Source organism: Halomonas halophila (genome assembly GCF_030406665.1).
Taxonomy (GTDB): domain Bacteria; phylum Pseudomonadota; class Gammaproteobacteria; order Pseudomonadales; family Halomonadaceae; genus Halomonas; species Halomonas halophila.
On record NZ_CP129121.1, the window covers coordinates 181,126 to 198,183 of the forward strand.

The 17,058-nt window shown below is 70.3% G+C and carries 20 protein-coding genes; 3 read left to right on the plus strand and 17 right to left on the minus strand.

All coding sequences use genetic code 11. From position 1 onward, the window contains the following. Nucleotides 1–16 precede the first annotated feature (16 nt). The 9 genes from QWG60_RS00785 to QWG60_RS00825 all read right to left on the minus strand — a co-directional run bounded on the left by QWG60_RS00785 (nt 17) and on the right by QWG60_RS00825 (nt 7,544). Nucleotides 17–1,378, minus strand: coding sequence for an ATP-binding protein (locus QWG60_RS00785; RefSeq protein WP_046077894.1), 1,362 nt, complete (start codon nt 1,376–1,378; stop codon nt 17–19). Further along, entirely contained in the window at nt 1,375–2,070 is a 696-nt protein-coding gene (locus QWG60_RS00790; RefSeq protein ID WP_035599536.1) for a response regulator transcription factor, read from the minus strand. The genes QWG60_RS00785 and QWG60_RS00790 overlap by 4 nt, the downstream gene beginning before the upstream one ends. 71 nt (nt 2,071–2,141) lie before the next feature. Continuing rightward, nucleotides 2,142–2,960, minus strand: a complete 819-nt coding sequence (locus QWG60_RS00795; protein WP_146909099.1) for an SDR family oxidoreductase — start codon at nt 2,958–2,960, stop codon at nt 2,142–2,144. Then, nucleotides 2,947–3,639, minus strand: a complete 693-nt coding sequence (locus tag QWG60_RS00800; RefSeq protein WP_146909101.1) for a TenA family transcriptional regulator — start codon at nt 3,637–3,639, stop codon at nt 2,947–2,949. The genes QWG60_RS00795 and QWG60_RS00800 overlap by 14 nt, the downstream gene beginning before the upstream one ends. A gap of 4 nt (nt 3,640–3,643) precedes the next feature. Continuing rightward, on the minus strand, nt 3,644–5,146 hold the full coding sequence (locus QWG60_RS00805) for an AMP-binding protein (protein ID WP_146909103.1): 1,503 nt from the start codon (nt 5,144–5,146) through the stop codon (nt 3,644–3,646). Continuing rightward, nucleotides 5,130–5,765: a thermostable hemolysin gene (locus QWG60_RS00810; RefSeq protein WP_146909105.1), complete on the minus strand. Its 636-nt coding sequence runs from the start codon at nt 5,763–5,765 to the stop codon at nt 5,130–5,132. Before QWG60_RS00810 ends, QWG60_RS00805 begins: the two co-directional genes overlap by 17 nt. A gap of 127 nt (nt 5,766–5,892) precedes the next feature. Next, the gene (locus QWG60_RS00815; RefSeq protein WP_046077890.1) at nt 5,893–6,528 is read right to left on the minus strand and encodes a peroxiredoxin; all 636 of its coding nucleotides are present in this window, start codon (nt 6,526–6,528) and stop codon (nt 5,893–5,895) included. Nucleotides 6,529–6,611: 83 nt separating this feature from the next. Then, on the minus strand, nt 6,612–7,127 hold the full coding sequence (locus QWG60_RS00820) for a C40 family peptidase (RefSeq protein WP_246124679.1): 516 nt from the start codon (nt 7,125–7,127) through the stop codon (nt 6,612–6,614). Between the two features lie 72 nt (nt 7,128–7,199). Then, nucleotides 7,200–7,544: a DUF6482 family protein gene (locus QWG60_RS00825; RefSeq protein ID WP_035595751.1), complete on the minus strand. Its 345-nt coding sequence runs from the start codon at nt 7,542–7,544 to the stop codon at nt 7,200–7,202. Nucleotides 7,545–7,812: 268 nt separating this feature from the next. Here QWG60_RS00825 and gloA point away from each other — a divergent pair, with 268 nt between their 5' ends. Together gloA and QWG60_RS00835 are read left to right on the plus strand one after the other, a co-directional pair. After that, nucleotides 7,813–8,346, plus strand: coding sequence for a lactoylglutathione lyase (gene gloA / locus QWG60_RS00830; RefSeq protein WP_046077888.1), 534 nt, complete (start codon nt 7,813–7,815; stop codon nt 8,344–8,346). Between the two features lie 110 nt (nt 8,347–8,456). Next, a complete protein-coding gene (locus tag QWG60_RS00835; protein ID WP_146909107.1) occupies nt 8,457–9,413 on the plus strand; it encodes an ABC transporter substrate-binding protein in 957 nt (318 codons plus the stop codon). Between the two features lie 75 nt (nt 9,414–9,488). Here the strand turns inward: QWG60_RS00835 and QWG60_RS00840 are convergent, their stop codons facing one another. The 7 genes from QWG60_RS00840 to QWG60_RS00870 all read right to left on the minus strand — a co-directional run bounded on the left by QWG60_RS00840 (nt 9,489) and on the right by QWG60_RS00870 (nt 14,729). Further along, nucleotides 9,489–10,241 carry a dioxygenase family protein gene (locus QWG60_RS00840; protein WP_146909126.1) on the minus strand — a complete coding sequence of 251 codons (753 nt, stop codon included), beginning with the start codon at nt 10,239–10,241 and terminating at the stop codon, nt 9,489–9,491. Between the two features lie 81 nt (nt 10,242–10,322). Further along, entirely contained in the window at nt 10,323–10,748 is a 426-nt protein-coding gene (locus QWG60_RS00845; RefSeq protein WP_107182498.1) for a DoxX family protein, read from the minus strand. Nucleotides 10,749–10,879: 131 nt separating this feature from the next. After that, entirely contained in the window at nt 10,880–11,782 is a 903-nt protein-coding gene (locus tag QWG60_RS00850; RefSeq protein ID WP_146909110.1) for a LysR family transcriptional regulator, read from the minus strand. A gap of 108 nt (nt 11,783–11,890) precedes the next feature. Then, nucleotides 11,891–12,928, minus strand: coding sequence for a metal ABC transporter solute-binding protein, Zn/Mn family (locus QWG60_RS00855; RefSeq protein WP_146909112.1), 1,038 nt, complete (start codon nt 12,926–12,928; stop codon nt 11,891–11,893). Nucleotides 12,929–12,968: 40 nt separating this feature from the next. Further along, on the minus strand, nt 12,969–13,862 hold the full coding sequence (locus QWG60_RS00860; RefSeq protein ID WP_046077882.1) for a metal ABC transporter permease: 894 nt from the start codon (nt 13,860–13,862) through the stop codon (nt 12,969–12,971). Further along, nucleotides 13,846–14,580, minus strand: coding sequence for a metal ABC transporter ATP-binding protein (locus tag QWG60_RS00865; protein WP_046077881.1), 735 nt, complete (start codon nt 14,578–14,580; stop codon nt 13,846–13,848). The genes QWG60_RS00860 and QWG60_RS00865 overlap by 17 nt, the downstream gene beginning before the upstream one ends. Further along, a complete protein-coding gene (locus QWG60_RS00870; protein ID WP_173834991.1) occupies nt 14,580–14,729 on the minus strand; it encodes a hypothetical protein in 150 nt (49 codons plus the stop codon). The genes QWG60_RS00865 and QWG60_RS00870 overlap by 1 nt, the downstream gene beginning before the upstream one ends. 241 nt (nt 14,730–14,970) lie before the next feature. On the opposite strand from QWG60_RS00870, the gene QWG60_RS00875 reads away from it, so the two are divergent. Continuing rightward, entirely contained in the window at nt 14,971–15,522 is a 552-nt protein-coding gene (locus tag QWG60_RS00875) for an outer membrane protein (protein WP_146909114.1), read from the plus strand. Nucleotides 15,523–15,622: 100 nt separating this feature from the next. On the opposite strand, the gene QWG60_RS00880 is transcribed toward QWG60_RS00875, so the two are convergent. After that, nucleotides 15,623–16,627 carry an aldo/keto reductase gene (locus tag QWG60_RS00880; protein ID WP_046077879.1) on the minus strand — a complete coding sequence of 335 codons (1,005 nt, stop codon included), beginning with the start codon at nt 16,625–16,627 and terminating at the stop codon, nt 15,623–15,625. Nucleotides 16,628–17,058: the final 431 nt, after the last annotated feature.

Below are 17,058 nucleotides of genomic sequence, written 5' to 3' on the forward strand. Positions count from 1 at the left end.
ACATGACGATGCCGTGTCAGGCGCGGGGCAGCCGCACGCTCACGCGCAGCCCGCCGCCGGGGGCGTCGCCCAGCGTCAGGCGGCCGCCGTGGCGCTGTACCAGACGGTCGACGATGGACAGTCCGAGGCCGGCCCCGGCTCCCGCACCGCCGCGGTGGAAGCGCGCCAGCGCCTGCTGGCGGCCGTCCTCGGGGATGCCGGGACCGCTGTCGTCCACCCGCAGCACCAGCACTCGCTCTTCCGCCGTCAGTGCCACGTCGATGCGGCTGCCGGCGGGGGAGTGACGGATGGCGTTGCCGACCAGGTTCTTGATCAGGGTGGTGACGGCGCCGGGCTCGGTGGTCAGCGCCCAGTCGGCCGCCTCGTCGGCCTCCAAGTGCAGGCTCTGGTCGTGGTCGGTGGCCAGCGGCATCAGCTCGGCCAGCGACTCGCGCACCTCGTGCAGCAGGTCGATGCGCTGATCCGGGGCGCCTTCCTGCTCCGGGTCCAGGCGTGCCAGGGTCAGCAGCTGGCCGACCAGCCGGGTGGCGCGGGCCAGGCCGTCGCGCAACAGGGTCAGCGCCTCGCGCCGATCCGCCGGATCCTCGGTGGCCAGGGCGTTCTGGGCGTGCAGGTCGAGCACCGTCAGCGGGGTGCGCAGCTCGTGGGCGGCATCGGCGATGAAGCGCTTCTCGCGGGCCCGCAGGGTGCGGATCCGCGCCAGCAGGCCGTTGAGGGCGCCGACGATGGTGGCCAGCTCGCGGGGCAGTGGGTCGTCGGGCAGCGGGTTCAGGCGCTGGGGGTCGCGGGCTTCGATCTGGGCGGCCAGCCGTGACAGCGGCCGCAGCCCCCAGCCGATCGCCCACCACAGCAGTACCGCCAGTGCCGGCAGGCCCACGAGGTCCGGTACCAGGGTGCGCAGGGCGATGCCCCGGACCAGCTCGCCGCGCACGTCGCCGCGCTCGCCGACCAGCACCCGCAGGTCGTCGCCGCCGAGGACGAAGACGCGCCACTCGCGTCCGTCCAGGGTCGCGTCGCCGTAGCCGGCACGACGCTCGGTGAACGGCGCGGTCGGCGCGCCGGCGGAGCGCAGCAGCAGCCGCTCGTCGCGCCAGACCTGGAAGGCCACCTCGCCCTCGTAGCGGTGGCCGCCGTCGGTGCCCGGCGTGTTGCGGCGCAGGGCGTCGTCGAGGCTCGCCAGCAGCGCCTCGCGCCGGGCCTCGGGCAGCGGCGTGCGCACCAGGCCTTCCAGCAGCCGGGCCTGCTGGGCCAGGCGGGCGTCGAACAGCGCCGCCACTTCGCGGGCGGCGTCGCGATAGCTGGTCACGCCGATCGCCAGCATGCACAGCGCGACCACCAGCAGCGCGATGCCCAGGGTGCGGCGGCGGATGGAGCTCATGGGATCCTGTTTCCGGGTGCCTCGTCCGCCGGGGCCTTGTCCATGATGTAGCCGATGCCGCGCAGGGTGCGGATCAACTCCGGGGCCAGCTTCTTGCGCAGGTGGTGAACGTGGACCTCGATGGCGTTGCTCTCCACGTCCTCGTCCCAGCCGTAGAGCAGGCGGGCCAGGGTGTCGCGGGTGAAGGCGTGGCCCGGGTGGCTGAGGAATTCCTGCAGCAGGGTGAACTCGCGGCGCGACAGCGTGACCGGCTGGCCCTGGTAGGTGACGCGGCGGTTCTCCGGGTCGAGCACCACGCCGCGGTGGCGCAGCTCGCTGCTGACCAGGCCCTGGCTACGGCGCAGCAGGGCGCGCAGCCGTGCCTTGAGCTCGTCGACCTCGAAGGGTTTGGTCAGGTAGTCGTCGGCCCCGGCATCCAGGCCCTGGATGCGCTGCTCGATGCCGTCGCGGGCGGTCAGCACCAGCACCGGCACGCGATGGCCGCCGCGGCGCAGCCGCGTGAGCAGGTCGATGCCGTCGAGCCGGGGCAGGCCCAGGTCGAGGATGACGGCATCGAAGGGCTCCTCGTCGCGCAGGGCGTTGAGGGCCTCGATACCGTCGCCGAGGATGTCGACGGTGTAGTGCTCGGGTTTCAGCGCCAGGCGAATGCCCGACGCCAGGCTGGGATCGTCTTCCACCAGCAGTATGCGCATGGGCCTTCCTTGTCGGTGCTCCGGTCATGCCGATACTCGCCTCGAAGGCCGCGCCTGTCGACCCTGGCGGCTCAGGGTGGCGGGGTGATGAAGCGGCGGATGGTGGGCAGCTGGCGGCGCAGGGCGCGATCGATCAGCCCCGGCCACAGAGCGTTGAGCCGGGCGAAGATCGGCTCGGCGCGGCCCAGCCGGGTCTCCTTGCGACCGCGTTCGATGGCGCGGCGGATCTGGACGGCCACTGTTTCCGGGGCGTCCATGGCGTTGCCCAGCGCCCGGTTCATCTCCTCCATGGCCGGGGCGTTCATGGCGGTGCGGGTGGCCCGCGGGGCGATGTAGTGCACCGCGATCGGCGAGTCCGACAGTTCGCGGCGCAGCGCCTGGGTGAAGCCGTAGAGCGCGAACTTGGTGGCGCAGTAGGCGGCCTGGCCGGGATAGCCGATATGGCCGAAGGCCGAGCCGACGTTGACCACCAGGCCCTGCTCGGCGCGGCACAGCCGGGGCAGCAGGGCGCGGGTCAGCTGCAGGGTGGCGGTCAGGTTGACCGTCACCAGGCGCTCGATGGCCTCGTCGTCGGCGTCCTTGAACAGCTCGGCGCGGTTGGCGCCGGCGGCGTTGATCAGCATGGTGCACTCCAGCCGTTCGGCGGCCGCCACCAGCCGGGCGCGATCCTCGGCGCGAGTGAGGTCGGCGGCCTGGGCCGTGATCTGGCCGGGATACAGGCGGCACAGCCGCTCCAGGGCCTCGGCGTCGCGGCCGGTGACCAGCAGCTGGGCGCCGGCGGCGGCGAGTTCGTCGACCAGCGCCTGGCCGATGCCGCCGCTGGCGCCGGTGATCAGCACCCGCTGGCCGGGCCAGCCCTGGGTGAGATAGTGCGGTTCAGACCAGCGCATCGGTCAGCCCCCGGGCGGCTTCGCCCCCCGTGCAGCGGGCGGTGACGCCCCGGAACATGGCGCCGTAGAGGCGATAGACCATGCGCGCACCTTCGATCACCGCGTTCAGATCGTCCTCCTCCAGGCTGTCGATCAGCGTCTCGAAGAAGGCCAGGTGGCCGATATCGAGGCTGCCGTGGGAGCTCAGGTAGCGCACGGCGTTGTCGGGCAGACCGAGGCGCGCCTGGAGCTGTTCGGCGGCGCGGGTGGCCACCGCGGTGCTGGTGCCCTCGAGCACCTGGACCATGCCGAAGAAGACCACCGGATTGCCGTGCTCGATCCGGTCGCGCACGTAGGCCACCATCAGCGTCGTGGCCGGGTCGGGCGAGGCGGCGGCCGCCGCCTCGGGGTCGCCGCCGGCGGCGCGGATGTCGTCGAGGATCCACTGCTCGTGGCCGTATTCCTCCTCGACGTACTCCACCAGGGCGCCGCGCAGCCAGCCCAGCCGGTCGGGCAGGCGGGCGCCGCAGGCCATCATCAGCGGCACCGTGAAGCGCACGTGGTGGTAGGCCTGGCCGAGGAAGGCCAGGTACTCGTCGCGCCCGACCTCGCCCTGCATGGCGCGGGTCATCATGGGCGTGTCGAGCAGCCATTCGCGCTCGGCGCGGGTGGCGTCCTGCAGGCGTTGATAGGCACTCATGGGGTCACTCCTCGGTGGTCGTGATGGGGCGGACTCGATAGGTCGGCCGCGATGCGTCGGTCGTGGTGACATTCGCGCCGGGGCGGGTCGGCCAGTCCCGGTAGGCGGCCAGGATGGCCGCGCGGCGCAGGCGGCCGTTGGCCGTCAGCTGGTCGTTGTGGGGGGTAAAGGGCGCGCAGCGGCGCCATTCGCTCACCCGCGCGTAGTCGGGCAGGGTGGTGTTGGCGGCGGCGATCTCGGCCTCGATGGCGGCGTCGGGCAGGTTCGCGGCGGCCGGCACGATCAGCGCCCGGTTGTGGGCCAGGGCCTCGCCGTGGACCAGGGCCTGGGCGATGCCCGGCCGGGTGGCGAGCACGCCCTCGACCCACTGGGGATCGACGTTGCGCCCATAGGCGGTGATGAAGACCTCGCGGCGGCGGCCCTCCAGCACCAGGGCGTTGCCCTCCCAGCGGCCCAGATCGCCGGTGGCGTGCCAGCCGGCGACCGGCGGCTCGCCCAGATAGCCGAGCATGGTGGCGCCGCTCACCTCGACCTCGCCGTCGGCGCGCAGCCGCACCCGGGCGTGGGGCAGCGGGCGGCCGACGCCGCAGGGCGCCTCGCCGGGCCGGTTGAGGCACACCACCGAGGCGCACTCCGAGAGGCCGTAGCCCTCGGCCACCGGCCAGCCGGCGGCCAGGGCGCGCTCGAGCAGCGGCGCGGCGACCCGGGCGCCGCCCACCGCCACCAGCCGCAGCCCCTCGGGCGCGCGGGGCGCGGCGTCGACCAGCGCCTGGAGCTGCTGTGGCACCAGGATCAGGCTGTGCGGCCGGTAGCGCTCGATGGCGGCCAGCGCGGCCCCGGCGTCGAAGCCGCTGGCACCCTGCCAGCCGAGCTCGGCGGCGCCGGGCAGCGCCACCCCGGCGCCGAGCCACAGCGGCAGGTAGAGCCCGCCGAGGTTCTCGAGCAGGGTGGCCAGCGGCAGCATCGCCAGATGACGCTCGATCTCCACCGGGGCGACCGCCTCGGCAAGGCTCGTTGCCACCGCCAGCACCGCCTCGGTGTCCAGGCACACGCCCTTGGGCGCGTCGCTGGTGCCGGAGGTGAAGGTGATGCGGGTGGTGCCGGGATGCAGGGCCGGCGGGGCCGGAACCGGGCGTGTGGCGACGCCGCCCGGGTCGGGCGTACCGAAGCCCAGCGCCTCGCCGCCGGGGCCGATCCAGGCATCGAGGCCGGCCCGCTCGACCAGGTGGCTACGCTGGGCGTCGCCGAAGAAGGCCGGCACCGGCACCGCGACGCGGGAATCGGTCAGCAGCGCCAGGTCCCACAGTGCCCATTCGACGCCGTTGTCCAGCGCCAGGCCCACGCGGGTCGCGCCGACCGCCGCCAGCCGAGCGCGCCGCGCGTCGATGGCGGCGGCCAGCTCGCCGTAGCTCAGCCGCTGCGTGCCGTCCCACAGCGCCGTGGCCTCGGGGGCGCGCTCGGCGTGGGCGGCCAGGCGGTCGAGGAAGCGTTCACGCCGGTCGGACATGGTCGCCCTCCCGTCGCGTCGAGAGCAGGCCGGCGGCGCGCAGCCGCTCGCGGGCCAGGCGCAGGTCGCCGGCCATCACCCAGGGGTGCTGATCGTAGTAGTGGCCCCAGGCCTCGCGCTCCTGGCCCAGCCAGGCCGGATCGGCCAAGCGCAGCGGCATCAGCTCGATGCCCAGCCGGCGGATGCCGTTGATCACCGCCGGGATGGCCGTGAACAGCACCCAGTGCAGGCCTTCCTCGGCCAGCTGGTCGATCAGGTAGGAAAACAGCACCCGCTGCAGCCCGCGCCGGGTGCTCACCAGGTTGCCGATCTCGGCGATGCCGCCGCGGGCGATCGGTGTGCCCAGGGCCTGGGTCAGGCTGGCCTCGGCGGAGGCGTCGAGATAGCCCTCCTGGAACAGCCGGCCCTCGTCGGCGCGCCGCACGCCCACCGCGGCCACGGGCCGCTCCTGCTGCCACAGGCCGAACAGGCGCGGCAGGTACTGGGTGATGCGGGCATCGTGCTGGGTGGCGAAGCAGTGGCTGACCAGCTGCTCCAGTCGGTGGCGCTCCGACCAGTGGCGGGCTTCACGCCACTCGATCGGCGACTCGGGGGTGGGGCGTATGACGGTCAAGGACATCGGGGTGTCTCCGTGACGATTCCCCGACAGTCTGGGATTTAATACTTAACCGGCCCTTAATATCGCCAGACGCATACGAAAACGCCGGCCCTGGGGCCGGCGTCGAGGAAGCGAGGCGAGCGCTGGCTTACTTGCCGGGCTGCTTGACCAGCCGCAGGTAGGGTTTCTGCTCGTCCCAGCCCTCGGGGAACAGCTTGGCGGCTTCCTCGTTGCTGAGCGCCGGCACGATGATGCAGTCGCCGCCCGGCTGCCAGTTCACCGGGGTGGCCAGCTTGTGCGAGTCGGTCAGCTGGAGGCTGTCGAGCACGCGCAGGATCTCGTCGAAGTGGCGACCGGTGCTGGCCGGATAGGTCAGCATCAGGCGGATCTTCTTGTTCGGGTCGATGATGAAGACGCTGCGCACCGTCAGGGTGTCGTTGGCGTTGGGATGGATCATGTCGTAGAGATCGCTGACCTTGCGGTCGGCGTCGGCCAGCAGCGGGAAGTTCAGGGCGCAGCCCTGGGTCTCTTGGATGTCGCCGACCCAGGCCTTGTGATCCTCCAGCGGGTCCACCGACAGGCCGATGGCCTTGGTGTTGCGCTTCTCGAACTCCGGCTTGAGCCGCGAGACCTCGCCGAGCTCGGTGGTGCACACCGGGGTGAAGTCCTTGGGATGGGAGAACAGGATCACCCAGCTGTCGCCGGCCCATTCGTGGAAGTGGATCGGGCCTTCGGTGCTTTCCTGGGTGAAGTCCGGGGCGATGTCGCCGAGTCGCAGTGCCATGCTGGCCTCCTGAATCGTGTTCGAAGTTCGATGCGTCGGGTGGCATCGCGGCGCGATGCCGGGAAATCGGAGAGGGCGAGCCCTCAGGGCGCCGGAGCGGCGGCGCCCAGGAAGCGTTCCTGCCAGTAGTCCAGCGCCAGCGAGGTCACGCTGACCCGTCGACCGCGGCCGGGGGCGTGAATCATCTCGTCGTCACCCATGTAGATGCCGACGTGGCTGGCATCCCCGCCGCCGGCGGTATCGAAGAACAGCAGGTCGCCGGGGCGCGCCTCGTCGATCGGTGGCAGCTGCTCGAACTGGCGGCGCGAGGTGCGTGGCACGGGGATACCCGCCCGCGAATAGACCCGCTGCACCAGCCCCGAACAGTCCAGCCCGCTGGCATCGGTGCCGCCGAAGCGATAGGGCGTTCCCAGCGACTGGCGGGCTTCGGACAGGATCATCGCCCGATCCATCGACAGCCCCTCGGCGTCGCGGGTGGCGAGCTGGGGGCCGGCGCAGCCGGCGAGTGTCAGCAGCGCCAGCATCACCAGCGGCATCAGTCGCTCGAGGCGTATCTCGACGCAGGGCGCCGGGGTGGATGAGGCTGGCGTCGCTGACATGGGCATCTCTCGGGGCGTTCGTATTCCCTCTCGTCGTTCCCAGCCTAGCCGTCCAGCCCGCGGCTGTGAACATCAGCGGAAGGCGATTCTGGTGCCGTGGGTCAGCATCTCGTCCGGGGTCATGGCATGGCCGGGCACGCCGATCATCTCGTCGCCGCACTGGTCGGCCCAGGTCAGCACGCCGTGGCTCAGGCCCAGATCGCCCAGCAGGTCGCGGATCTCGCCGGTGCCGAGGAAGGTGAGGGTCTTGCCCTGCTTGTCGGAGAGGGTGGAGATGCCGTTGGCGTGGTGGAAGCGCACCGTGTAGATGCCGTCCATGGACTCCACCTCGACGATCGGCGAGAAGCCGTGGCCGAGGGCATGGGCGAGCTCCTTGAGGGTGATGTGGTCTCCCAGGCTCTGGTCGATGTTGGCCATCTCGGACTCCTGACGCGTGGTGGGTTGTACAGACAATGTAGAATCGGGAGACGCCCCTCGCCAGTGGCGATCCTGCATGTCAGGATACGAGAACAGGCGCAGCAGGCGTGGCCGGGGTGTTTGGCGTGGAAATCAGTATTTGTACAATCTCCGTATCGGAAAATCTTCGCGGTAGCATGACGCTCGGGGTGGAAAAGTCGCCATCTTGCCTCCATACCTGAGGCATCGCATCGATTCGACGACGTTCGAGCCCTGACCAGGAGATCCCATGAGCTTCAACGGCGAGCAACATCCCGGCGTGAAGACCGCCACCGGTGACACCGATGGCTTCCGCCTCAACCACACCATGCTGCGGGTCAAGGACCCGGAGGCTGCGCTGGCCTTCTACTCCCGGGTCTTCGGCATGTGCGTGCTGCGCCGCCTCGACTTCGAGGAGATGCAGTTCTCGCTCTACTTCCTCGCCAAGCTCGAGGACGGCGATCAGGTGCCGGAAGACACCGACGAGCGCACCGTCTGGACCTTCTCCCAGAAGGGCCTGCTGGAGCTGACCCACAACTGGGGCACCGAGCACCAGCCCGACTTCGCCTATCACGACGGCAACGCCGAGCCCCAGGGCTTCGGCCACATCTGCTTCACGGTGCCGGACCTGGACGCCGCGGTGGCCTGGTTCGACGCCAACGAGGTCGAATTCATCAAGCGCCCCGACCAGGGCAAGATGAAGGACGTGGTCTTCGTCAAGGACGTGGACGGCTACTGGATCGAGGTGGTCGAGGCCGCGAAGATGATTGGCAAGGGCGACTGAATCGGGCCCGGGTCGTCGGCGAGCGTTGACGGCCTGGCTTGTCGATATAGCCCAGGGGCATTAGGGTCTGCGACGTGTTTCACCACGGCGCATCCCGCCAAGGAGTCCCTATGTCCCTGTCCCGTCGTCCCCTCTCTCTCGTGCTGGCCGGCTCCCTGCTGGCCGTGAGCGGCGTTTCCCAGGCCGCCGAACCGGAACAGGTTCGCTTCTCCGTCCCCGCCTGGCCCGGCGTGACCGTCAAGACCGCGCTGGCGTCCACCCTGCTCGAGACTTTGGGCTACGCGCCCCAGTCGGCCGAGCTCGGCTCCACCATCACCTACGAGGCGCTGGCCCAGAACGAACTGGACGCCTTCCTCGCCGCCTGGCTGCCGGGCCAGCAGAGCATGTACGAGGCCGCCCTCGAGCGTGAGTCGATCGTCGACCTGGGCAACAACGTGGACGGTGCGCGTCTCGGTTTCGCGGTGCCGACCTACGTCTACGAGGCCGGCCTGACCTCGGCCGAACAGCTCGACGATCCGGAGTATGCCGACCAGCTCGACAGCGCGATCTACTCCATCGAGGCCGGTTCCGGCATGAGCGAGATCCTCAACGGGGCGGTGGACAACGACACCTACGGCCTGGGCGACTGGCATCTCTCCGAGACCTCCACGCCGGGCATGCTGAGCGCGGTGAAGAGCGCCATCGATCGCGAGGAATGGATCCTCTTCGCCGCCTGGACGCCGCACTGGATGAACATCGAATACGACGTTCAGTACCTCGACGATCCCGAGAACATGTGGGGCCCGGACGAGGGCGCCAGCGACGTGAAGACCCTGGTGACGCCGGCGTTCGCCGAGTCCAATCCCAACGCTTCCAGGCTCCTCGACCAGCTGAGCTTCAGCGCCGACGACCAGAGCGAGATGATCCTCGGCTTCAGCTATCAGGAGCGTGAGCCGGACGCCGTGGCCCTGGAATGGCTGCGCGAGCATCCGGCCCGGGTCAAGGCCTTCCTCGACGGCGTGACCACCCGCGACGGCGAGCCTGCCTGGCCGGCGGTGCAGCAGGCACTGGAGATTCCGGACGCCTGATGCGCGATGCGCCATCGCACGACGCAAGAGGCCGCCCTTCGGGGCGGCCTCGCTGCGTTCAGGGGACCGATCGCTTCAGGCGAAGGCGTAGAGGTCCATCGCCAGTACCCCGTGCTCGACGCTGTGGTGCAGCCGCTCGGCGGGCCCACCGGCGCCCATGGCCACCAGCAGCGGCTGGAAGTGCTCGGGCGAGGGATGGTTGGCCCGCGCTTGGGGCGCGGCCTGCCAGTCGAGCAGGGCCTCGCGGTCGCCGGCGGTGAGGCGCTGGTGCGTCCAGTCGGCGAACTCGCCGACCCAGCCCGGCATCGGCGCGTCCAGCGCCTGGGTCGAGCGCAGGTCGTGGGTCAGGCTGCCGGAGCCGATCACCAGCATGTTCTCCTCACCCTCCGGTTTTCTCAAGAGCGCCTTGAGCCGATCCCCGAGCGCCACCAGCTCGGCGTTGGACCAGACGGTGGGCAGCGACAGCGAGACCACCGGCACGTCGGCCGCGGGAAACATCAGCGACAGTGGCACCCAGGCGCCGTGATCCAGGCCGCGCTCCACCGGCACGGCGTTGAGCTCGCGGGCCAGGCGCCTGGCCAGCTCGGGCTCGCCCGGGGCCGGGTACTGGCACTCGAACAGCGCGCGCGGAAAGCCGCCGAAGTCGTGGATGGTCTCGGGCCGCTCGCTGACGCTGACCATCAGGCGTCGGCTGGCCCAGTGGGCCGACACGATCACCACGGCGGCGGGTTTCAGGTGGCTGCCCAGCTCGCGCAGGAACTCGTGGGCCGGTGTGCGCGTCAGCGCCAGCATCGGCGATCCGTGGGAGATGAACAGGCTGGGTAATATGAGCACGGCCTCCTGATCGGGAGCGGGAGAAGGGCTCGACGCCGCCCGGCGGGCGGCGTCTCGGTGCTGTCGAAACGCGGCTCAGGCGAAGCGGCGGCTGAGCACCAAGCGCCCTCCGCCGAGGCCGGCCTGCGCCAGCAGGGCGATGGCCCAGAACAGCGGGAACTCCCAGCCGCCGCCCTCGTTGGAGAACATCCAGCCGTTGCCGGAATGTACCCAGGTGGCGCCGAGCAGGGTCGGGATCATGGCCAGGGCGACCCAGCGAGTGTAGACGCCCAGCAGCAGGGCGGCGCCGCCGCCGATCTCGGCCAGGATCGTCAGGTAGGCGAACTCGCCCGGCAGGCCCAGCGACTCGAAGTAGCCGACGGTGCCGGGCACCGTGAACACCAGCACCTTGAGCAGGCCGTGGGCCAGCGCCATGACGCCCAGCGACAGGCGCAGCAGGGTGATGGCCGCCGGCTGGAGGCGGTCGAGGGCGTTCGGCTGGGCGGCGGTGTGGGTCGTCATGGTGTCTCTCCGTCAGCGGGATGTTGTCGTGATGGACGGACACTCTAAACGCGGGCGATGGCGCGATAATCCGCTGCTAAGACACATTACTATTGCCTATTTGGCAACAATGTCGGAGGGAAATCCGGCGATCAGAGACCCAGCTCGTGCTCCCAGCAGGGGGGATCGCCCCAGGCATCGGCGAGCAGGGCCAGGAAGCGGTCGACCTTGGCCGGCAGGTGGCGGCGGGCCGGGTAGAGGCCGTTAACGTCCAGGACCGGGGCGGCCTCCTCGAGCTCGAGCGGCACCAGGCGGCCCTCGCGGATGCTGTCGGTGACCAGGAAGCTCGGCTGCTGGGCGATGCCGAGCCCGGCCTCGGCGGCGTGGGTCAGCACGTCACCGTTGTTGCTCTCCAGCGGCCCGTTGACCCGGAAGCGGCTGTCGACGAACTGCCATTCCCCGCCCCGGCCGCCGGGTCGGTAGCGCAGGCAGCGGTGCCGTTCCAGGTCCGCCAGACGACGCGGGGTGCCGTGTTCGGCCAGGTAGCCCGGCGAGGCGCACAGCACCAGCTTGCAGCGGGTGAGGCGGCGGGCGACGTGAGTGGAGTCGGGCAGGTGGCCGATGCGGATCGCCAGATCGTAGCCCTCCTCGAGCAGGTCGACCCGGCGGTCGTTGAGGTCGAGGCGCACCTCCAGGGCGGGATGCTCGACCATGAAGCGGGCCACCAGCGGCGCCAGGTGGCGGGTGCCGAAGCTCATCGGCCCGTTGAGGCGCAGCCGGCCGCGCATCTCGCTGGCGCCGCTGCCGACCTCCGCCTCGGCCTCCTCCAGCGACTGCAGGATGCCCTGGGCGCGCAGCAGGTAGCGCTCGCCGGCCTCGGTCAGGTGCAGCCGGCGGGTGGTGCGTTGGAGCAGGCGCACGCCGAGGTGATCCTCGAGTTCCATCACCTGCCGCGAGACGCGGGTGCGCGACAGGTCCAGCGCCTCGGCGGCGCGGGTGTAGCTGCCGAGCTCGGCGACCCGCACGAAGGCGGTCATGGCATCCAGCAGGTTCATGGGGCGCTCCCTGGCGTGGCCGACGGGGCTATCTTCGCACGCCCGCCCCCGAAACGACGACGGCGCCACCCGAGGGCGGCGCCGTGTGGAGCGAGCCTGGGAGGCGGCTCAGTGGTCGTGGTCGGCGTGCTCGTGGGCCGCGTCCTCGGTGGCCAGGGCGTCGTGCAGCAGCCAGGCGTTATGGCGCATCATGCCCAGCCAGGTGCTGGCCTCGCCTTCGGCCGCCAGGGCGCCGGAGTAGAGGGTGCCGGCGATCGGCAGGCCGGTTTCCTCGGCCAGCTGCTCGATGATCGCCGGGCTGGTCATGTTCTCCTGGAACAGCGCCTGAACGCCCTGGTGGTTGATCACCTCGATCAGCTCGGCCATGCGCGCGGCGCTGGGTTCGGCCTCGGTGGAGAGTCCGGCCGGCGACAGGAAGTCGACGCCGTAGGCGCGCGAGAAGTGGTTGAAGGACTGGTGGCCGGTGATCACCGCGGTGTGCTTGGGCAGCTCGTCCATCAGGGCGTGGACCTCGGCGTCCAGGGCATCGATGCGCTGCTGATAGTCCGCCGCGCGCTCGCGGTAGTCGGCCTCGTGGGACGGGTCGACGGCGATCAGGCCGTCGCGGATGTTGTTCACGTAGAGCTCGCCGAGGCCCAGATCCAGCCAGGTGTGCGGGTTCATGCCCTCGTGAGCGTGGGCATGGCCGGCGTGGCCGTGATCGTCGTGGCCGGGCTCGTCGTGGTCATGCTCGTCGTGGCCATGTTCTTTGTGACCGTCGTCATGGCCGTGCTCCACCTCGTCCGCGTGGGCGGCCTCGCCGAGCGCCTGCTCGATGCCGTCGGTGGCCACCACGGTCGGCCCCGCGTAGTCGCTGGCCTCGACCAGGCGCGACATCCAGCCCTCGAACTGCAGGCCGTTGAGCACCACCAGGTCGGCCTCGGCCAGGGCACGGGCGTCGGTAGGGCGCGGGGTGAAGACGTGGGCGTCGCTGTCGGCGCCGACCAGCGAGGTGACCTCGACGTGGTCGCCGCCGATCTGCTCGACCATGTCGGCGAGCACGCTGAAGCTGGCGAGCACCTGCACGGGCTCCTTGGCCTGGGCGGCGGGCAGGGTCAGCAGGGCGGCGGCGCCGGCGGCGAGGGCAGAGGGCTTGGCGAAGGTCATCAGTGGGCTCCGAGACAGGAAAGGAATGACGGGTGAGGCGTCAGTGGTCGGCGGTCGGCGCGTTCAGCGGCGCGGCGCGGCGCCGATAGCGGGCGGTGAGGCTGTGCTGGCGCCCGAACAGCGCCGAGAACACGTAGGCCACGCCGGCCATCAGGATGATCGCCGGGCCGGAAGGCAGGCTCAGGTGATACGACAGCAGCAGGCCGCCGGCGCTGGCCACCATGGCCACGCCGATGGCGATGACGATCAGGCCCTCCAGGCGATTGCTCCAGAAGCGCGCGGTGGTGGCCGGCAGCATCATCAGGCCCACCGCCATCAGGGTGCCCAGCGTCTGGAAGCCGGCGGTGAGGTTGAGCACCACCAGCCCCAGGAAGACGCCGTGCACCAGGCCGCCGCGCACGCCCTGGCCGCGCAGGAACAGCGGGTCCAGGCATTCCACCACCAGGGCGCGGAAGATCACCGCCAGCGACACCACGATCAGGCTGGCGATGCCGGCGATCAGCAGCAGCGCGGTGGAGTCCACGGCCAGGATCGAGCCGAACAGCACGTGGGTCAGGTCGACGCTGCTGCCGCCCAGCGACACCATCATCACCCCCGCGGCCAGCGAGATCAGGAAGAAGCTGGCCATCGCCGAGTCCTCGCGGTGGCCGGTCATCTGCGACACGCTGCCGGCCAGCACCGCCACCAGCAGCCCCGAGAGGATGCCGCCGAGGCTCATCATCGGCAGCGAGAAGCCGGCGAACAGGAAACCCAGCGCCACGCCGGGGAGGATGGCGTGGGACATGGCGTCACCGATCAGGCTCATGCCGCGCAGCATCAGGAACACGCCCAGCGGCGGGGCGGCCAGCGACAGCGCCATGCCCGCCACCAGGGCGCGCTTCATGAAGCCGTAATCGAAGGGGGCGGCGAGCCAGGCATCAAGCAGGGCCAGCATGGGAAACCTCAGGAAAATCGAAGGGCAGGCGCGGGGCGCGGGCGGGCTGGCCGGCGTTGTACTCGAGCAGCGCCTCGGGGCTGACCCAGCGGCCATGGCCGCCGGAGAGCATCAGCACGTCGTCGGCCAGGCGCGAGAGCTGTTCCATGTCGTGCAGCACCACGATCAGGGTGGCGCCCTTGGCGGCCATGTCGCGCAGCACGTCCATCAGCACCTCGACGGTTTCGGCGTCGACGTTGGCGAAGGGCTCGTCGAGCAGCAGCAGCTCGGCCTCCTGCATCAGGGTGCGGCCGATCAGCGCGCGCTGGCGCTGGCCGCCGGAGAGCTCGCCGAGCTGGCGGTGTGCCAGGTGCGAGATGCCCAGGCGCGCCATGATCTCGCGGCCGCGGCGATAGTGCGGGCCGCAGTAGCCCTTGAAGGCGCCGTGGCTGGGCCAGGTGCCGCTCATGATCAGCTCTTCCACGCTCATCGGGAAGGACAGGTCGAGGGCCAGCTGCTGGGGCAGCCAGGCGCGGCGCTCCTTGGGCACCTGGCTTTCGACGCTGCCGGATACCGGCGTCAGCATGCCCATGATGGCGGCGATCAGGGTGCTCTTGCCGGCGCCGTTGGCGCCGATCAGCGCGGTCACCGCGCCGTCCTGGAAGCGGCCGTCGAGGTGCTCGAGCACCGTCTGGCCACCGCGGGCGAGCTGAAGATCGTGCAGTTGCAGGCGTGCCATCAGGCGAAGCCTCCCGTGGCCCAGACCACCGCCAGCCACAGGATCGCCAGCGGGGCGGCGACCAACAGCAGCCGGCGCGGGGCGGACAGCGACATCAGCGAGAAATGGCAGGGCCCTTCGGGGCGATGGCGATGGGATCGATGCGCCATGGTGATACATCTCCGCGAAAGTGGCATGCGTTATAACATAACAATACGGGCGCTCGCCAGCGCCGTCTCCCGCGACTGGCGCGGCATCGACGCATGTGCGGCGCCGGGCCCCTGATCCTAGCACCGCGACGAGGCGCCGGGCCGGCCACGGGCGGCGGGCACCGCACCACCAGCGACCTGACCCGCCGGCGGCCGGCGCGCTACACTGCGCGCTCACTCCCTGTGCTCGGAAGGAATCGTCATGACCCGCAAGACGCCCCTGCGCTCCCTGCTTGCCGCCACCCTGGCCACCGGCCTGGCCGTGACCGCCGCACCCGCCTTCGCCATCGGCGCCACCGGCCTCTACCTGGGCGGCGGCCTGGGCCAGATGCACGGTGATAACGACTTCGACGACGAAGCCGGCATGTATAAGCTGACCGCCGGCTACAATTTCGGCTGGCTGCCGTTCCTCGACCTGGGCGCCGAGCTCGGCTACGTCAACGGCGACAGCCTGCACGGCGACGTCGACGGCCGCTCCGGCACGCTGGAGGTGGAGGCCTTCGAGGCCATGGGCGTGGCCGGGCTGAGCTTCGGCCCGCTGGGCGTCTACGCCAAGGCCGGCATGGCCGACTGGGACGCCGAGCGTCGCGGCCGCGGCCTGACCCGCGACGACTCCGGCACCGACCCGGTCTACGGCCTGGGCGCGCGCGTCGAGCTGCTCGACATCACCGGCCGCGTGGAGGTCGAGCGCCTCGACACCGACGAGATCGGCGATATCGACATGGTCACCGCCGGCGTCGTTTACACCTTCTGATGGCGTGGTCGCTGCTGAATGACGCGGGGCACGCCGATGGCGTGCCCCGTGTTTTTGTTCCCGGCGTCTCTGCCCCGGCCTGGGGGCAAGGAAGGCGGAGTCAGGCGCCGAATTCCTCGGTGTCGACATCCGCCTGCGCGGCCGCGCCGTAGCGGCCGCCCCTCACCTGGTCGGGCGTCAGCATGGCGTCCAGCCGAGCGATGGTCGCGGCGTCCAGGTGCAGCGATTCCGCCGCCAGGTTCTCGCGCATATGCGCGATGGAGCGCGAGCCGGGAATCGGAATGATGTCGTCGCCCTTGGCCAGCAGCCAGGCCAGGGCCAGCTGGCCGGGTGTCGTGTCCTGCTCTCGCGCCACGGCCTTGAGGTCGTCCAGCAGGCGCAGGTTGTGCGGGAAATGCTCGGCGCTGAAGCGCGGCATGCTGCGGCGCATGTCGCTCTCCTCCAGGCGGGCAGGATCTTCCACCGTCCCCGACAGGAAGCCCCGGCCCAGCGGGCTGAACGCCACCAGCGCGGTGTTCGACTCTCGGCACGCGGCGATCAGCCCGATCTCCGGGTTGCGCGTCCACAGCGAGTACTCCGACTGCACCGCGGCGATGGGATGCTCGGCCCGGGCACGGCGCAGGGTGGCGGCGGATACCTCGGACAGGCCGACGCCGCCGATCTTGCCTTCCTCCACCAGACGCCCCAGCTCGCCCACGCTCTCCTCGATCGGCACCGATTTGTCCCAGCGATGCAGGTAGTACAGGTCCAGATGGTCGGTGCCCAGCCGCGCCAGGCTCGCCTCGCACTGCCGGCGCAGCGTCGCCGGGCGGCCGTCGATCACTTTCTTGCCCTGCTCGGGATCGATGGCCATGCCGCACTTGCTGGCCAGCAGGATCTCGTCTCGCCGGCTCGCCAGCGCCTTGCCCACCAGCGACTCGTTGGCCGTGGCCCCGTAGAGGGTCGCGGTATCGACGTGGCGATAGCCCATGTCGACGGCCGCCTGCAGGGCGCGCACCGCCTCGGGCTCCGGCATCGGGCTGCCGTAACCGTGGGAGAGGTTCATGGCGCCCAGGCCGATGCGGGGCGAAGCGACTTCCTTGAGGCGAGCGAAGACGGTCGACATGGAGACTCCTCGTGGGGATGGGGCTAAGAGGGGGCAAAGCGGAAGAGGGCATCATGCCGGCTCAGGCCCGGGTGATCCAACCAGCGCGTTCAACTTCGAGCCGTGCAAAGCAACCTGAAACGTTGGCATCAAGAGGCGGGTGACGGTGGCGGATTTTGCTTAAGCCTGCTTAGCTAATTGCGTCGTTTCCTTATGGGCGCGCCGGTATCCCGACAGGGAACGGTATCCCTGTTATGAAGTCGGCACGGTGGCAGGTGTTATGACGCCTAATGGTGATTAATTTTATTGTTTTTTCAATGGCTTGAGAGACGGATGTTGGCGGTATAACCCGAATTAACGTGACGGCACGTTCCAGTGAACAAGCGAGCTGGCCACCTAATACCTGTTATACCGGAGAGGACTAACACTTCTAGCCTTCTCCGGCTTTTCCT

What these genes read in the sequence shown, in the direction of transcription:
- QWG60_RS00785 (WP_046077894.1), bottom strand. Translation starts at nt 1,378, where the DNA reads ATGAGCTCCATCCGCCGCCGCACCCTGGGCATCGCGCTGCTGGTGGTC.
- QWG60_RS00790 (WP_035599536.1), bottom strand. Translation starts at nt 2,070, where the DNA reads ATGCGCATACTGCTGGTGGAAGACGATCCCAGCCTGGCGTCGGGCATT.
- QWG60_RS00795 (WP_146909099.1), bottom strand. Translation starts at nt 2,960, where the DNA reads ATGCGCTGGTCTGAACCGCACTATCTCACCCAGGGCTGGCCCGGCCAG.
- QWG60_RS00800 (WP_146909101.1), bottom strand. Translation starts at nt 3,639, where the DNA reads ATGAGTGCCTATCAACGCCTGCAGGACGCCACCCGCGCCGAGCGCGAA.
- QWG60_RS00805 (WP_146909103.1), bottom strand. Translation starts at nt 5,146, where the DNA reads ATGTCCGACCGGCGTGAACGCTTCCTCGACCGCCTGGCCGCCCACGCC.
- QWG60_RS00810 (WP_146909105.1), bottom strand. Translation starts at nt 5,765, where the DNA reads ATGTCCTTGACCGTCATACGCCCCACCCCCGAGTCGCCGATCGAGTGG.
- QWG60_RS00815 (WP_046077890.1), bottom strand. Translation starts at nt 6,528, where the DNA reads ATGGCACTGCGACTCGGCGACATCGCCCCGGACTTCACCCAGGAAAGC.
- QWG60_RS00820 (WP_246124679.1), bottom strand. Translation starts at nt 7,127, where the DNA reads ATGTCAGCGACGCCAGCCTCATCCACCCCGGCGCCCTGCGTCGAGATA.
- QWG60_RS00825 (WP_035595751.1), bottom strand. Translation starts at nt 7,544, where the DNA reads ATGGCCAACATCGACCAGAGCCTGGGAGACCACATCACCCTCAAGGAG.
- gloA (WP_046077888.1), top strand. Translation starts at nt 7,813, where the DNA reads ATGAGCTTCAACGGCGAGCAACATCCCGGCGTGAAGACCGCCACCGGT.
- QWG60_RS00835 (WP_146909107.1), top strand. Translation starts at nt 8,457, where the DNA reads ATGTCCCTGTCCCGTCGTCCCCTCTCTCTCGTGCTGGCCGGCTCCCTG.
- QWG60_RS00845 (WP_107182498.1), bottom strand. Translation starts at nt 10,748, where the DNA reads ATGACGACCCACACCGCCGCCCAGCCGAACGCCCTCGACCGCCTCCAG.
- QWG60_RS00850 (WP_146909110.1), bottom strand. Translation starts at nt 11,782, where the DNA reads ATGAACCTGCTGGATGCCATGACCGCCTTCGTGCGGGTCGCCGAGCTC.
- QWG60_RS00855 (WP_146909112.1), bottom strand. Translation starts at nt 12,928, where the DNA reads ATGACCTTCGCCAAGCCCTCTGCCCTCGCCGCCGGCGCCGCCGCCCTG.
- QWG60_RS00860 (WP_046077882.1), bottom strand. Translation starts at nt 13,862, where the DNA reads ATGCTGGCCCTGCTTGATGCCTGGCTCGCCGCCCCCTTCGATTACGGC.
- QWG60_RS00865 (WP_046077881.1), bottom strand. Translation starts at nt 14,580, where the DNA reads ATGGCACGCCTGCAACTGCACGATCTTCAGCTCGCCCGCGGTGGCCAG.
- QWG60_RS00870 (WP_173834991.1), bottom strand. Translation starts at nt 14,729, where the DNA reads ATGGCGCATCGATCCCATCGCCATCGCCCCGAAGGGCCCTGCCATTTC.
- QWG60_RS00875 (WP_146909114.1), top strand. Translation starts at nt 14,971, where the DNA reads ATGACCCGCAAGACGCCCCTGCGCTCCCTGCTTGCCGCCACCCTGGCC.
- QWG60_RS00880 (WP_046077879.1), bottom strand. Translation starts at nt 16,627, where the DNA reads ATGTCGACCGTCTTCGCTCGCCTCAAGGAAGTCGCTTCGCCCCGCATC.